The organism is Salinispora fenicalii, assembly GCF_000514815.1.
Classification (GTDB): Bacteria; Actinomycetota; Actinomycetes; order Mycobacteriales; family Micromonosporaceae; genus Micromonospora; species Micromonospora fenicalii.
This window is the reverse complement of the sequence record NZ_AZWQ01000010.1, coordinates 224,950-239,526: the sequence shown is the minus strand read 5'-3', so window position 1 is coordinate 239,526 and position 14,577 is coordinate 224,950. Positions and strand designations below refer to the sequence as shown.

The following is a 14,577-nucleotide window of genomic DNA, read 5'->3' as shown; positions in this document are numbered from 1 at the left end:
GCCCCGGCCCCGGCAGGGCTCAGCTCAGCGAGGCGCGCAGGGCCGCGTCCTTCTCCGCGACCAGCTGCTCAAGATCGGACTGGTACGCCGCCATCCGATCGAGCAGCGCCCGGTCCTGGACGCCGAGGATTCGGACCGCGAGCAGGCCGGCGTTGCGGGCGTTGCCGATCGAGACGGTGGCCACCGGTACGCCGGCGGGCATCTGCACGATGGAGAGCAGTGAATCCATCCCGTCCAGATACTTCAGGGGTACCGGCACCCCGATCACCGGCAGTGGGGTGACCGAGGCGACCATGCCCGGCAGGTGCGCCGCGCCCCCCGCCCCGGCGATGATCACCTTTAGGCCGCGGTCAGCGGCGTCGCGGCCATACTCGATCATGCGGACCGGCGTCCGGTGTGCCGAGACCACCTCGACCTCGTACGCGACCCCGAACTCATCCAGCGTCTCGGCGGCAGCCCGCATGGTCGGCCAATCCGAATCGCTGCCCATGATCAGCCCGACCGTGCTCATCCGTGCCCCTCCCGTAACCAACGGGCCGCCCGCGCCGCCCGGATGCGTACCTCGTCCAGGTTGTCGCCGAGTACGGTGACATGGCCGATTTTGCGACCTGGGCGCACCTGCTTGCCGTACAGGTGCACCTTCGCACCCGGCTCGGCGGCGAAGAGGTGGTGCAGGCGCTCGTCGATGGAGATGCCGCCCGGCTCACCACCGAGCACGTTCGCCATCACCACCACCGGCGCGGCCAGGGATGTGTCCCCCATCGGGTAGTCGAGCACCGCCCGCAGGTGCTGCTCGAACTGCGAGGTCCGGGCCCCCTCGATTGTCCAGTGCCCGGAGTTGTGCGGCCGCATCGCCAGCTCGTTGACCACGAGGCGGCTGCCCGTCGCCTCAGCCGGGTCGTCCACCTCGAACAACTCGACGGCGAGCAGGCCCACCACGCCGAGCTCGGTGGCGAGGTCGATGGCGAGCTGCTGCGCACCGACTGCCAGCGCCTCCGGCAACTCCGGTGCCGGGGCCAGGACCTCGACGCAGATCCCGTCCCGCTGCACGGTCTCGACCACCGGGTACGCGGCGACCTGCCCGAACGGGGAACGGGCCACCTGCACGGCCAGCTCCCGGCGCAGCGCCACCCGCTCCTCCGCGATCAGACGCATCCCGGTGGCCAGCAACGTGGCCGATCGTTCGGCCGCCTCAGCGGCGTCCGCGACCAGCCACACGCCCCGGCCGTCATAACCACCCCGGGCCGCCTTGAGCACCACCGGCCAGCCCACGGCGTCGCCGAAGGATTCGAGGTCGGCCGGGGTCTCGACCGGCCGCCAGGCCGGATTCGGCAGCCCCAGCGTCGCGAGGCGTTCCCGCATAACCCGCTTGTCCTGGGCGTGCACCAGCGCCTCGGCCGGCGGAAACAGCTTGACACCCTCGTTGGTGAGGGCCTCGATGTGCTCGGTGGGAACCTGCTCGTGGTCGAAGGTGACCACGTCGCAGCCCTTGGCAAAGGTGCGCAGCACCGCGAGATCGGTGTGCTCGCCGTACTGCACGTCGGCGGCCACCAGGGCGGCACCATCTTCGGGAGCGAGCGCGAGCACCCGCAGCGACTGGCCGAGGGCGATCGCGGCCTGATGAGTCATCCGGGCCAGTTGGCCGCCACCCACCATGCCGACAACGGGCAAACCGGTGTGGGAGTCCATAACCAGGTCAGCGTATCCGGCCAGCGGAGCCAGCCCGCCACCCGGGCCAGCCCCCGCCTACCGGCCGGTCAGCTGCGCCACCAGGTCGTCAACTCCGGTTACCGGCCGATCGCAGACAAAGCCCCGACAGACGTACGCGGTGGCCTGCCCGTTGACCAGCTTTCGGCCGGCGAGCAGCGGCACCCCGGGCTGGTCCGGCCGGCCCGCCACCACCACGGCGCCCGGCGGGGCGTGCCGGTGCGCCGCGTGCACCAACGGCTCACCGGCCGGATCGGGAGTCGCCACCACGATCTCGTACGGACCGGCGAGCAGCGCCTCACCAGCGCTGGCCGCGTACCCGGTGAAGCGGGCGTGTGCGGCGACGATCGGCGCCACGGTGGCCAGCGCCGTCTCCGCCGCCGCCCGGTAACGGGTCTCGCCGGTCAACGCCGCGTACGCGACCAACGCGGCGACGATCGCCGACCGGCCGGACGGGGTGGCGTTGTCGGTGGGGTCCGCGGGCCGGCTGACCAGACGCTCCGCGTCATCAGCGGTGTCGAAGAAGCTGCCCTGCGGTGCGGCGAACCGCTCCAGCGCCACGTCGAGGAGCTGCCCCGCCAAGGTCAGCCACTGCCCCTCGCCGGTCAGCTGGTGCATCGCACAGAACGCCTCGGCCACGCAGCCGTAATCCTCCAGGACTCCGGCGGCCTCCCCGACCCGGCCGTCCCGCGAGGTACGCCGCAGCCGCCCGGCCACGAGGTGCACCCTCGCCAGGTGCTCGGCGGCGTCCCGCATGGCGCCGTCGGCGACGATTGTCACGCCCTCCATCAGACTGGCGTCCGGCCCCGGAGCATCCCCCGCGAAGCTGGCTACGACCTGCTGGAACTCGGCGATCGCGGTGATCGCGAGCCCATTCCAGGCGGCGACCACCTTGTCGTCGCGGGCTGGCTGCGGACGGGTGTCGCGGACCATCAGCAACCGGTGCGCGACCTCCTGCCAGCGGGCCCGCACCTCCGGCGTCGCATCGTCAACGTCCCGGGCCAGCCGAAGCACGCTGGCCGACTGCTCGGCGGCTTCCGCCCCGCTCCGGGCCGCCCCGGCCGGCGCGGCGGCGTGGGGGGTGAACGAGCCCTGCTCGGTAACCGCGAACAGGTCGGCGGCCCACCGGCCGTCCTGCTCGCCCAGGGCCGCGACGAGCTGGGCCGGGGTCCAGACGTAGGTCAGGCCCTCGACGCCGGCGGCGTCGGCGTCCAGCGCGGAGGCAAACCCCTCGCCCGGCCGATGCAACTCATCGGCGAGGAAGCGGGCCGTGTCCCGGGCCACGCGGCGGGCCATCGGGTCACCGGTCAGCCGCCACAGGTGGGTATAGACCCGCAGCATCAGGGCGTTGTCATAGAGCATCTTCTCGAAGTGCGGCACCGCCCACTGTCCGTCCACGCTGTAGCGGGCGAAGCCGCCGGCGAGTTGGTCGTACAGGCCGCCCCGGGCCATCGCCTCCGCGGTGTGTCGGACGATCTCCAAGCTCCGCTGGTCGCCGGTGCGCTGGTACTGTCGCAGCAGGAAGAGCAGGTTCAGGTGTGGCGGGAACTTCGGCGCCCCGCCGAACCCACCGTTCGTCTCGTCGTACTCCTCGCCGAGCCGGTCGGCGGCGGCGTCGAGCAGGTCGGCGGTGAACGGGGCGGACGGGCCCCCGACCGCCTGGGCACCGCCGATCGCCTCGACGACCGCGGCACCCTGCTGGAGCACGGCGTCGCGCTGGTCCCGCCAGGCGGTGGTGACCGACTGGAGCAGGCGGAGGAAGTTGGGCTTCGGGAAGTAGGTGCCGCAGAAGAACGGGGTTCCGTCCGGGGCGGCGAAGACGGTCATGGGCCAGCCGCCTTGCCCGGTCATGGCCTGGGTCGCGGTCATGTAGACGGCGTCAACGTCCGGGCGCTCCTCCCGGTCTACTTTGATCGCCACGAAGCCCGCGTTCAGCAGCGCGGCCACCTGCTCGTCGGCGAAGGATTCGTGCGCCATGACGTGACACCAGTGGCAGGCGGCGTAACCGACCGAGATCAGAATCGGGACGTCCCGCCGGCGGGCCTCGGCGAACGCCTCCGCGCACCACGGCCACCAGTCGACCGGGTTGTCCTGGTGCTGGAGCAGGTACGGGCTGGTGGCGTCGGCGAGTCGGTTCACGGGACGACCCTATCGGCGCGGGCGGTCAGGAGGCGCCATCGGCCCGGAGGTGAACAACCCGGGGGCGTGCCTCGTTGACCAGACCGCCGAGAACCGCACCGATCTTGTCGGCCGGCATGGGTTTGAAGAAGTGGTAGCCCTGGGCGGCCGTACAGCCGAGCTCGGCCAGCGCGCTGCGCTGCTCGGCGGTCTCCACCCCCTCGGCGACCACCCGTAGCCCCAGCTGCTGGCCGAGCCCCACCGTCGTCCGCACGATCGCCGCCGCCTCCGGCGAGTCGGCCATCCGGAGCACGAAGGAGCGGTCCACCTTCAACTCGTCCACGGCAACCCGGGTGAGGAAGGTCAACGACGAGAACCCGGTGCCGAAATCGTCAACGGCCAACTGCACGCCCATCGTGCGCAGCGCACCAAGCACCTCGTCGATCACTTCCAGCTCACTCATCATCACCGTCTCGGTGATCTCCAGGACGAGGCGGCGCGCCGGCACCCGGTGGCGGCGCAGCGCGTCCGCGATCTCGGTCGGCAGCCGCCGGTCGAGCAGGCTGCGGGCGGAGAGGTTCACCGAGATCGGCAGGTCCAGCCCGTCCCGGGCCCACTGCGCTGCCACGCCGAGCGCCTTGTCCAGCACGTACCGGGTGAAGGTGCCCAGCTGCTCGCTGTTCTCCACCGGACGGATGAACTCATGCGGGTTCAGCCAACCGCGTCGGGGATGCCGCCAGCGGATCAGCGCCTCTACCCCGGTCGGCGCCCCGGTGGCCAGGTCCACCGCCGGTTGCAGGACCAGCACCAACTGGTCGTCGGCGGCCAACGCCTCGCGCAGCTCGGCGAGGAGAGCGAGCCGGTCGGTACTGGTGGCGTCCCGCGCGGAGTCGTACGCGGCGACGCAGCCGCTGCCCTCCTTCGCCTGGTACATCGCGATGTCCGCCCGGCGCAGCAGCTCCGCCATGTCGGCGGTGCCGGCGCCGGCGACCACCACCCCGACGGCGGCCTCCACGGACATCCGGACCCCCGCCACCTCGGTGGGGGCGGCGAGCCGTTCGGTGATCTCCCGGGCCTGGCGCAGCGTGTACGCCATTGGGGTGGCACTGTCTCCGAGCACTGGCACCGAGGTCAGCAGGAGGGCGAACTCGTCGCCGCCGAGCCGGCCCAGCAGGTCCCCGCCGCGGGCCAACCCGCCCAGCCGGTCGGCGGTCAGCTGGAGCAGCTGGTCACCGGCCGCATGCCCGAGCGTGTCGTTGACCTCCTTGAACCGGTTGATGTCCAGCAGCAGCAACGCCACCGGCCGGTCCCGGGCCAGCCGCCGCAGCACCTGGTCTCCCTTGCTGAGCATGGCCGTCCGGTTAGCCAGGCCGGTCAGCGCGTCACTCACCGCATCCTGCACGGAGCAGGCGGCCACCTTGCGCAACTCCCGATGGCTCGCCGCGTCGTGCAGAGCGACAGCGAGGGCATCGCCGTACGCCGCGAAGACGTCACGGTCCCGGTCGGTTGGCGGCGCCGCCCGGGGGAACCGGACGCGGAGTTGGCCGCCCGTGGCGGTCCCAACGGTGAGCAGCCGAACCAGCTCACGTTCGTCCCCATCGGTCGCGTCGGGGCCGCCAATCTCCCGGGTGGAGAGCTGACCGGCGGCGTGACCCCGGTACCGATGCCATCGACCGTCGCCGCCGGCGACCTCCAAGGTGACCAGCTCGGCCTGGAACAAACTCAGCGCGCCGCTCACCGCCGCCGTCGCCATACCCCGCTCGTCGCGGTGATTGAGCGCGGCGGTCGCCTCGGCAAAGGCGCGCCAGGCACGTCGTTCCCGGTCGGCACGGAGCCGGTGGCGGTAGGTCTGCTGGAGCAGCCAGAGCGGCAGCGGGAGGATCAGCAACCAACGGGGGTCCACCTCGATGAGAGCGACCACGACCAGACCCACCACAACGTTCCCGACGAACGTCATCAGTTTGCCGCGCAGCGCCTCCCCCAGCAGGGCACCGATCGGGGCGCCGTGGTGCAGGTTGACGGTGACCGCGCCGAGCCCGACACTGACGAGCAGGTAGGTGACCGCGCCCGCGACCATCGCGAGCGCGAGCGGTGGGGTTGGCGCCGCCAGCAGTGGCCGATCCAGCAGGGTGGTGACGAACCCGGCCGATGCCGTCGCCACGGTCAGCGAGGCGGCGATCCGGGCGATCTCCAACGGCGGCCGGTGGGTGCCGAGCAGCGACATCCCGGACCAGGCCAGGCTGACGCCGAGGAGGGTGGCCGCCGGAATCCAGCCAGCGGGCACCTGGTGGAGGCAGATGACGAGCGCGGCCTCACCCCAGGTGAGGCTCACCGCTCCGGCCGCAGCCCGGAACTGGAGTCGGGCGAGCTGCGCGAACGCGAACAGGGCGACCGCGATTCCGAAGCGCGCGGGGCCACCAAGCGGGTCGTCGCTGGGCAGACCGCTCGGCGCGATGACCGCCGCCACGGCTGCGGCCAGGGCCGTGGCCAGCACTGCCGCCGTGAACACGAGGGCCCACTTCGACCGGTCGGGGGGAACAGCCCGCGATTGGCCGGGCGGAGCGGAGGTCACCGCCCCGCTCCGGCCTCGAGCTCCACGGCCGTACGGCGGGCAGCCGCAGCTGTGCTGGTCATCGGCGCCCCCTCCTACCCAGGCCGACGAAACTTTCCGTCCCCGGCGGGAAGGCTAGGCCAATACCGGTTACCGCAACAGGGGGCTAGGGCGCCGATAGTCGTAAATCATGCGGTCAAGACCCGTTCAGGGCTGCTGGGGCCCGGTGCCGGATTTCAGCGATGAATCCCGCGCCTGGGTGCCGCCGGTCACCTCACTGTCGGCCACGGCTACCTGGCCAGCATCGGATGCAACGGAGCCGGAGGCGGACGGAAACTGGTTGGGCAGTCGGCGCAGTCGGGCGTTCATGTTGCGAATCAACAGAACGGTGGCGATCGCCAGCACGAGGATCAGGAACAGGCCCATCGGGCCGGCCAGCCCGCCCGTGCGGGTGTTCCCGAAGTTGTTTTGGGCGAGCACCTCAGCGGCGGTCAGCATGACGTCCTCCGTTACGCGAGTGGTGACCAGCCTAGTACGCCCCCGGAGCAGGGCCGATGGACCCCCTCTGGGGCGTACGCCGGCTAGGCGACACCGGCGAAGAGGTCCGACTCGGGCAGCGGGCTGTCAACCAGGGACCGGACGAGTTGGAAATCCTCCGTGGGCCAGGCGCGCTGCTGCAGCTCCATCGGCACCTGGAACCAGAATCCGTCTGGGTCGATCTGGGTCGCGTGGGCACGCAACGCGTCGTCGCGGACCGGGAAGTACTCGGCGCAGCCGACCCGAGTGGTGATCCGGGGCCCCTTGTCCGGCCGTCCCTCCCAGCGCTTAAGCCACTCCCCGTAGGGCGACTCGTTGCCGGCGGCGAGCAGCGCCTCGTGCAGCGCCAGGATCTTGCCCTTGGAGAAGCCGATGTCGTAATAGAGCTTGAGCGGCTGCCAGGCCTCGCCGAGGTCGGGGTAGCGCTCAGGGTCACCGGCGGCATCGAAGGCCGCCATGCTGATCTTGTGAGTCATGATGTGGTCGGGGTGGGGGTAACCGCCTTCCTCGTCGTAGGTGGTGACCACGTGCGGACGGAACTCACGCATCAGCCGCACCAGCGGGCCGGCGGCATCGGCCACGTCCTGCAGGGCGAAGCAGCCCTCAGGCAACGGCGGCAGCGGATCCCCCTCGGGCAGACCCGAGTCCACGAAGCCGAGCCAGGCCTGCTCGATACCGAGAATGGCCCGCGCGGCGTCCATCTCGGCACGGCGGATGTCAGCGATGTTGGCCCAGACGTCGGGCCGGTCCATCTTCGGGTTCAGCACGCTCCCCCGCTCGCCGCCGGTGCACGTCACAACCAGGACGTCCACCCCCTCGGCTACGTACTTCGCGGTGGTCGCGGCGCCCTTGCTCGACTCGTCGTCCGGGTGTGCGTGGACGGCCATGAGTCGCAGTCGCTCTGCCAACGTCGGCGCTCCTCATCTCTGCCCCGGCGGTCCTACCCAGGCCGCCCGACTATGGAACAGCCCCCCACCGTCGCCCTGCCCACCGCGCACCCCCGCACCCCTGGGCACTCCACCGGCGCTGACCTGCGATGCTTGCGGCGCGCTGCTGGAGTTCCCGCGATGCCGGACGTGCCCGCGATGCTTAACGTGCCCGGACGGCTGGGAGAATGAAACTGTCACTCTTACCAAACCATTCTTGCTGATGCTTCCGACAACGACGCCAGGAGATGCCCGCCGGTGAGCGAGACGCACGCCACACATTTAGCCGGCGCGCCGGTTTTCCCACCCGGCCGGTACGGCCGTCGGCGGGAATCCCGCCGCCGCCGTCCGGTACTGACCGCGCTGGTGGGGCTGGCCCTGGTGGCAGCCCTCGGCACGATCGTGGTCCGGCTCTACCAGCAGTACGGCGGCGTGGAGTACGACGCAACCGTGGTCACCTACACCGACATCACCGACTCGCAGGTGTTGATCGACTTCCGGGTCACCGTACCTCCGGGTGGGTCCGCGGTCTGTGTGCTGCGGGCCCGGGACCGGGACGGCGCCGAGGTGGCCCGGGAGCAGGTCACGGTGACCGCCCAGCCGGACGAACGACAGGTACAGGCGCAGCACCGCCTGGTGACCGAGGGACGCCCTTTCATCGGCGAGATACTTCGCTGTCGTCCCCCGGCCTGACCTGCCCCGACAGCCGAGGCGGGGCGACGCGGGCGGGGCCGGACGTTGATCGTCGGGCCGACGACGTCGGCGGGCACTGGTAACTTGGAATTTCACCTGCCGCCAGCACGACTGAGGAGATCGCCTGTGTCCACTGGCAATGAGGCGCCGGCCACCTGGCTGTCCCAGGAGGCGCACGACCGTCTCCAGGCGGAACTCGACGGGTTGATCGCCAATCGGCCGGTCATCGCCGCCGAGATCAACGCCCGGCGCGAGGAGGGCGACCTGCGGGAGAACGGTGGTTATCACGCCGCTCGCGAGGAACAGGGCAAGGCCGAAGGACGGATCGTCTACCTGAAGGAGCTGCTGCGCACCGCTCAGGTGGGCGAGGCGCCGACCGCCGACACGGTCGCACCCGGCATGGTAGTGACGATCTACTTCGATGACGATAAGGATGACACCGAGCGCTTCCTGCTCGGTTCCCGCGAGATCTCGTCGACCACGGACCTGACGGTCTACAGTCCCGAGTCCGCCATCGGGCAGGCGATCTTGGGCTGCCGCCCGGGCCAGACCTGCACCTACACCGCACCCAGCGGCGCGGACATCAAGGTCACCGTGGTCGCCTTCGAGCCCTTCGGCGGCTAACCGCAGCGGCTGAACCCATCCGTCCCGACGTGCCGGTGGCCCCATGGCCACCGGCACGTCGGCGTTTCGGGTCCCGCGGGGCCCGGGCCGGCGGCCTCACGCCTCGCCGGCGAAGACCACCTGGTAGCCGCTGGCCCGCAGCACACTGATCAGCGTGTCCGAATGTTCGGTGCCGCGGGTCTCCACCGACAGCGCCACCTCGACCTCGCCAAGCCGCAGGTGCGGGTTGGCACGTTGGTGCTCGACATCCACGACGTTCGCCCGCTGCTCGGCGATCTCGTTGAGCAACAGGGCGAGCTGGCCCGGTCGATCCGAGCAGCGGACGGTGACCCGCAGGTAGCGCCCGGCCGCCGCAAGCCCATGCTCGATCACTCGCAGCATCAGCAGCGGATCAATGTTGCCACCGGAGAGCACCGTCACCACCGGCGCCTCGACGTCAACCGCGCCGGCCAGCAGCGCCGCCGCCCCCACCGCACCGGCCGGCTCGACCACCTGCTTGCCCCGCTCCAGCAACATCAACAGCGCGCGGGAGATCTCCTCCTCGCGCACGGTTACGACCTCATCGACCAACGCGTGGACATGCCGGAAGGTCAGCTCGCCGGGGCAGCCGACGGCGATTCCGTCCGCGATCGTGCCGAACGACGGCAGCCGCACCGGCTCACCCGCGGCCAGCGAGGGCGGGAAGGCGGCGGCGCTGGCCGCCTGCACCCCGATGACACGCACATCTGGGCGCAGTGCCTTCACCGCGACCGCGACGCCGGAGACCAGTCCGCCGCCCCCCACCCCGGTGACGATCGTGCGGACCTCCGGGCACTGTTCGAGGATCTCCAGCGCCACCGTCCCCTGCCCCGCGATCACATCGTTGTGGTCGAACGGGTGGATCAGCGTCGCCCCGGTGCGCTCGGCGTAGGTCTGCGCGGCCACCAGCGACTCGTCAATCGTGTTACCGACAAGTTCGACCTGCGCGCCGTACCCCTTGGTGGCCTCCACCTTCGGCAAGGGTGCGTTCACCGGCATGAACACGGTGGCGTGCGTGCCGACCAGGCCGGCGGCGAGTGCCACGCCCTGGGCGTGGTTGCCGGCGCTGGCCGCGACCACACCGTCTGCGCGCTCCGCCGCCGACAGCCGGGAGATCCGGACGATTGCCCCCCGCACCTTGTACGAGCCGGCCCGCTGAAGGTGCTCGCACTTGAGCCACACCGGCCCACCGAGCGCCGCGCTGAGGGGACGGGACGGTTCCAATGGGGTGGTACGAACGACACCAGCAAGTAGCTCCCGTGCGGCCCGTACGTCGTCCAGGCTGACCAATTTCGTCATGCCCTGATGGTGCCACCATTGCCGACCAGCGCCGGGCCTGGCCACCGCCACCGGTCCTCGCCGTTGTGGTGGGACCGGCGGCGGGTCACCCCGCGGCCGGCGAAGGCGTCCCGCCCCGGGGATAGCCATTGGCGTGCCGGGCCCAGGGTGCCTGCATCTCGAACTGGCCGGCCACCCCGAGCAGCAAAAGCTCGGAGCCGGGCGGACCGACCAGTTGGACCGCCACCGGCAGCCCGTCCGGGCGGCGGCCCACCGGCACCACCAGCGCGGGCAGTCCGGCCAGATTCCACGGCGCGAAGTACGGGGCGTAGCGGAGGTTGGCCAGTACGTTCGCCCGCCAGGAACGAGCCGACCAGCTGATCGCCGCCGGCGGGAGGCTCGCCAGGGCTGGGGTGAGCAGCAGATCGATCGAGTGGTCGGTGAACAATCCGATCGAACGCTCCCGCCAGGCCGCCCGGTCGTCCGGGCGTACGTACCCCCGGCGCTGCACCCACTCCCCGATCCGGACGTGCTGGCGGTTGCGCTTTTGTAGGCTCCGCCGGTCCAGGTCGGCTGCCTGGACATCCGCGGCAGCCGCGGCGAACCAGGTGGCGAGGCCCTGCAGGCCGAGTGCCGTCGAGTAGCTCGGGTCCGCGGGCACGGTGTCGTGCCCGGCGGCGGCGAGCAGTCGGCCGGCGGCGGCGACCGCGTCCCGGTTCGGCGCATCCGGCGAGACGCCCCGTACCGGGGAGCGCAGGGACACACCGACCCGGAGCCGGGTCGGCGGGACAAGCTTCTCCTGCCGGCGGCCGGCGAGCGTCTGAAAGCCGACCGCCGCGTCGGCGACGGTGGTAGTCAGCACCCCGTGCTCGGTGAGGCCGAACCAGTCGTCCGCGCCGAGTTGGCAGGGCACCACCCCGCGTCCGGGCTTGAGGCCGACCAGACCGCAGCAGGCCGCCGGGATCCGGATCGACCCGAGCCCATCGTTGGCGTGGGCGATCGGCACCAGCCCCGCGGCCACCGCCGCGGCCGAACCCCCGGACGAGCCGCCGGGGGTACGGCCGGGGTCCCACGGGTTTCGGGTCACCGCGGTCGAGTCGTCGGTCACCCCCCACAGACCCAGCTCCGGCATCCGGGTGACACCGAGAATCACCGCGCCCGCACCACGCAGCCGCCGGACCACCTCGTGGTCGGCCTCCGCCACCGGGGTCCGGGCAGCGGCCGAGCCGTTCCAGGTGGGCAGCCCGGCGACGGCGGTGTTCTCCTTGACCGCCACCGGCACCCCGGCCAGGGGAAGGTCAGCCAGGTCCTCCAACTCGTCGACCTTCTCCGCCTCGGTGACCGCCGCACCGGCCCGAATCCGTCGGAACGCGGCCAGGTCGGGGTCGACCCGGGCGACGTGGTCGAGATGGTCGGCGACGACCTGGGTGGCGGAGATGTCGCCGCGACGTACGCCGCGAGCGATCTGCTTGGCGGTCGCCCCCACCCAGGTCGGCACGATGTCCTGCACGGCCACCCTCCCCAGCCCCGCGTTCAGCCCAGCGCCTGCTCCAGATCAGCCAGCAGGTCGTCTACCGTCTCAATGCCGACAGACAGTCGCACGAGATCGCCGGGAACTTCAAGCGGCGAGCCGGCCGCACCGGCGTGTGTCATCCGACCTGGATGCTCGATCAGGGACTCCACCCCACCGAGCGACTCGGCGAGCACGAACAGCTTCGCCCGGTTACAGATCTGCACGGCCTGCTCCTCGCCGCCGACCGCACGGAAGGAGATCATCCCGCCGAAGCGACGCATCTGCTTCACGGCCACCTCGTACCCGGGGTGGGTGGGCAGGCCGGGGTAGCTGACCGAGGCGACCGCCGGGTGCCCGTCCAAGAAGGTGGCGATCCGCTCGGCGTTGTCGCAGTGGCGATCCATTCGTACGCCGAGGGTCTTGATGCCGCGCAGGGTGAGCCAGGCGTCGAACGGCCCGTTGATCGCACCCATGGCGTTCTGGTGATAGCCCAGCTCGGCACCGAGCTCGGGGTCGGCAACGACCAGCGCACCACCGACCACGTCGGAGTGTCCACCGATGTACTTGGTCGTCGAGTGCACGACGACATCGGCGCCGAACGTGATCGGCTGCTGCAGGTACGGGGAGGCGAAGGTGTTGTCCACCACGAGCAACGCACCCGCCTCGTGGGCGATCGCCGCAAGGGCGGCGATGTCGGCGATGCCGAGCAACGGGTTGGTGGGGGTCTCCACCCAGACGATCTTCGTCTGGCCCGGCCGAATTGCGGCCCGCACCGCGTCGGGGTCGGAGACCCGGGCCGGGGTGTAGGCCAGGCCCCAGCGCTCGGTGACCCGGGCGAAGAGCCGATAGGTGCCGCCGTAGGCGTCGTCCGGGATGACCACGTGGTCGCCGGGGGTGCAGACCGCCCGCAGCAGCGTGTCCTCGGCGGCGAGGCCACTGGCGAAGGCGAGACCGACCGCGCCGCCTTCCAGCGCGGCCAGGCACTCCTGCAGGGCGTCCCGGGTCGGGTTGCCGGAACGGCTGTATTCGTAGCCCTGGCGCGGCGCGCCGACCGCGTCCTGCGCGTACGTGCTGGTCTGGTAAATCGGGGGAATCACCGCACCGGTGCGGGCCTCCGGGGCCTGGCCGGCGTGGATGGCGAGCGTCTCGAAGCCGTTACTCATGACCGGAACGTTAGTCGGGCCCGGTCTCACGGGCGCGGGTAACCGTCGGCGGATCCGGCGGCGGAGCCCACCACCAGCGGGTGTGCCGGTGGCAGAGCCCGCCACCAACGGGTGTGCCGGTGCCGGCGGGGCGGGACCGGTCTGGACTACCCTGCCGGGGGATGAGCGGATGCGTGTTCTGCGGGATCGTGGCGGGCGAGGTGCCGGCGTTTCGGGTCGTGGACGAGCCGGACGGGGTGGCCTTCCTGGACACCCGGCCGGTTTTCAAGGGGCACCTGCTCGTGGTGCCGCGTCCCCACCTGGTCACGCTGGCGGACCTGCCGGCGGAGACACTGCCGGGCTACTTCGGGTTGGTCCGCCGACTCGCCGTCGGGGTCGAGGCCGGGCTGGGTGCGGGTGGCACGTTCGTGGCGATGAACAACAAGGTGTCGCAATCGGTTCCGCACCTGCACACCCATGTGGTGCCGCGGACGAAGGGCGACGGGCTGCGCGGCTTCTTCTGGCCCCGCACTCGCTACCGGGACGACGCTGAGGCGGCCCGCCACGCCGACCGGATCCGCGCGGCGCTGCCGGGCCGCGCCTGAGCGCGGTCGTCGCGGGTAAGGAAGCGGGGCCCGCCGGCGTTGCAGTCGGGGAAGGGTATGAGAGGAGTCCCACCGTGTTCCTGCGCCGTACGAAGGCCCAGCTGATCACCCCGGAGGAGGCCCTGCCAGGCCGCCCGGTCGCCACGCCGGTCACCGACCCGCACGAGGTGTTGGGCACCTCGCTGACGGGCCCGTTCCCCGCGGGTACCGAGGTCGCCGTCTTCGGGATGGGTTGTTTCTGGGGAGCCGAGCGGCTGTTCTGGACGCTGCCCGGCGTGTTCACCACCTCGGTTGGCTACGCGGGCGGCTACACGCCGAATCCGTCGTACGACGAGGTCTGCTCCGGCCGGACCGGACACGCGGAGGTCGTCCAGGTCGGCTACGACCCGACGAAGATCACATTCGAGGACCTGTTGAAGGTCTTCTGGGAGAACCACGACCCGACCCAGGGCATGCGGCAGGGCAACGACGTGGGCACCCAGTACCGGTCGGCGATCTACACCACCACCGACGAGCAGCTGACCGCCGCGCTGGCGTCCCGCGACGCGTTCGCACCGGTTGTGGCCCGCGCCGGCAAGGGCGAGATCACCACGGAGATCAGCCCCCTCGGCGAGTACTACCTGGCCGAGGGAGATCACCAGCAGTACCTCGCTCCGACCAAGAACCCCGGCGGCTACTGCAACCACGGGCCCAATGGGCTGAGCTGTCCGGTTGGTGTCGCCCGTACCGCCGACTGATCCGGTGGGCGAGTTGCTTGGCCGGCGACTCGCCCGCCACACATCACATTCCATAAATGGGTCGATCATCACATCGGGTGACGGCGGCAGATCCTCGCAGAGTGACCACGCGTGACACGAACTGCCAC

Annotated in this window: 13 protein-coding genes; 4 read left to right on the top strand and 9 right to left on the bottom strand. The window is 71.2% G+C overall.

The window, feature by feature from the left end; translation table 11 throughout:
- Positions 1–19 precede the first annotated feature (19 nt).
- The 6 genes from purE to mca form a co-directional block, all read right to left on the bottom strand.
- Positions 20–511: a 5-(carboxyamino)imidazole ribonucleotide mutase gene (gene purE / locus B116_RS0104210; protein WP_027659297.1), complete on the bottom strand. Its 492-nt coding sequence runs from the start codon at positions 509–511 to the stop codon at positions 20–22.
- Positions 508–1,689: a 5-(carboxyamino)imidazole ribonucleotide synthase gene (locus tag B116_RS0104205; RefSeq protein ID WP_027659296.1), complete on the bottom strand. Its 1,182-nt coding sequence runs from the start codon at positions 1,687–1,689 to the stop codon at positions 508–510. Before B116_RS0104205 ends, purE begins: the two co-directional genes overlap by 4 nt.
- Positions 1,690–1,746: 57 nt before the next feature.
- Positions 1,747–3,846 carry a thioredoxin domain-containing protein gene (locus B116_RS0104200; RefSeq protein WP_027659295.1) on the bottom strand — a complete coding sequence of 700 codons (2,100 nt, stop codon included), beginning with the start codon at positions 3,844–3,846 and terminating at the stop codon, positions 1,747–1,749.
- A gap of 25 nt (positions 3,847–3,871) precedes the next feature.
- The gene (locus B116_RS0104195; RefSeq protein ID WP_027659294.1) at positions 3,872–6,397 is read right to left on the bottom strand and encodes a putative bifunctional diguanylate cyclase/phosphodiesterase; all 2,526 of its coding nucleotides are present in this window, start codon (positions 6,395–6,397) and stop codon (positions 3,872–3,874) included.
- 186 nt (positions 6,398–6,583) lie between these two features.
- Positions 6,584–6,874, bottom strand: coding sequence for a hypothetical protein (locus tag B116_RS0104190; RefSeq protein WP_018721123.1), 291 nt, complete (start codon positions 6,872–6,874; stop codon positions 6,584–6,586).
- An 83-nt stretch (positions 6,875–6,957) separates the two neighbouring features.
- Positions 6,958–7,800 (bottom strand): mycothiol conjugate amidase Mca, encoded by an 843-nt coding sequence (gene mca / locus B116_RS0104185; protein ID WP_033667279.1) that lies wholly within the window; start codon positions 7,798–7,800, stop codon positions 6,958–6,960.
- Between the two features lie 297 nt (positions 7,801–8,097).
- On the opposite strand from mca, the gene B116_RS0104180 reads away from it, so the two are divergent.
- Together B116_RS0104180 and greA are read left to right on the top strand one after the other, a co-directional pair.
- Entirely contained in the window at positions 8,098–8,532 is a 435-nt protein-coding gene (locus B116_RS0104180) for a DUF4307 domain-containing protein (RefSeq protein ID WP_018721125.1), read from the top strand.
- A 126-nt stretch (positions 8,533–8,658) separates the two neighbouring features.
- Positions 8,659–9,156 (top strand): transcription elongation factor GreA, encoded by a 498-nt coding sequence (gene greA / locus B116_RS0104175; RefSeq protein ID WP_011904834.1) that lies wholly within the window; start codon positions 8,659–8,661, stop codon positions 9,154–9,156.
- Between the two features lie 96 nt (positions 9,157–9,252).
- Here the strand turns inward: greA and ilvA are convergent, their stop codons facing one another.
- The 3 genes from ilvA to B116_RS0104160 all read right to left on the bottom strand — a co-directional run bounded on the left by ilvA (position 9,253) and on the right by B116_RS0104160 (position 13,128).
- Entirely contained in the window at positions 9,253–10,473 is a 1,221-nt protein-coding gene (gene ilvA / locus B116_RS0104170; RefSeq protein ID WP_018721126.1) for a threonine ammonia-lyase, read from the bottom strand.
- A gap of 85 nt (positions 10,474–10,558) precedes the next feature.
- On the bottom strand, positions 10,559–11,968 hold the full coding sequence (locus B116_RS0104165; RefSeq protein ID WP_027659292.1) for an amidase: 1,410 nt from the start codon (positions 11,966–11,968) through the stop codon (positions 10,559–10,561).
- Between the two features lie 17 nt (positions 11,969–11,985).
- Positions 11,986–13,128, bottom strand: a complete 1,143-nt coding sequence (locus B116_RS0104160) for a cystathionine gamma-synthase (RefSeq protein WP_018721128.1) — start codon at positions 13,126–13,128, stop codon at positions 11,986–11,988.
- Between the two features lie 173 nt (positions 13,129–13,301).
- Between B116_RS0104160 and B116_RS0104155 the strand changes: the two genes are divergently transcribed.
- Positions 13,302–13,712: an HIT family protein gene (locus B116_RS0104155; protein WP_018721129.1), complete on the top strand. Its 411-nt coding sequence runs from the start codon at positions 13,302–13,304 to the stop codon at positions 13,710–13,712.
- Between the two features lie 74 nt (positions 13,713–13,786).
- Positions 13,787–14,449, top strand: a complete 663-nt coding sequence (gene msrA, locus B116_RS0104150; protein ID WP_018721130.1) for a peptide-methionine (S)-S-oxide reductase MsrA — start codon at positions 13,787–13,789, stop codon at positions 14,447–14,449.
- The last annotated feature ends 128 nt before the right edge of the window (positions 14,450–14,577 follow it).

What these genes read in the sequence shown, in the direction of transcription:
- purE (WP_027659297.1), bottom strand. Translation starts at nt 511, where the DNA reads ATGAGCACGGTCGGGCTGATCATGGGCAGCGATTCGGATTGGCCGACC.
- B116_RS0104205 (WP_027659296.1), bottom strand. Translation starts at nt 1,689, where the DNA reads ATGGACTCCCACACCGGTTTGCCCGTTGTCGGCATGGTGGGTGGCGGC.
- B116_RS0104190 (WP_018721123.1), bottom strand. Translation starts at nt 6,874, where the DNA reads ATGCTGACCGCCGCTGAGGTGCTCGCCCAAAACAACTTCGGGAACACC.
- mca (WP_033667279.1), bottom strand. Translation starts at nt 7,800, where the DNA reads ATGGCCGTCCACGCACACCCGGACGACGAGTCGAGCAAGGGCGCCGCG.
- ilvA (WP_018721126.1), bottom strand. Translation starts at nt 10,473, where the DNA reads ATGACGAAATTGGTCAGCCTGGACGACGTACGGGCCGCACGGGAGCTA.
- B116_RS0104160 (WP_018721128.1), bottom strand. Translation starts at nt 13,128, where the DNA reads ATGAGTAACGGCTTCGAGACGCTCGCCATCCACGCCGGCCAGGCCCCG.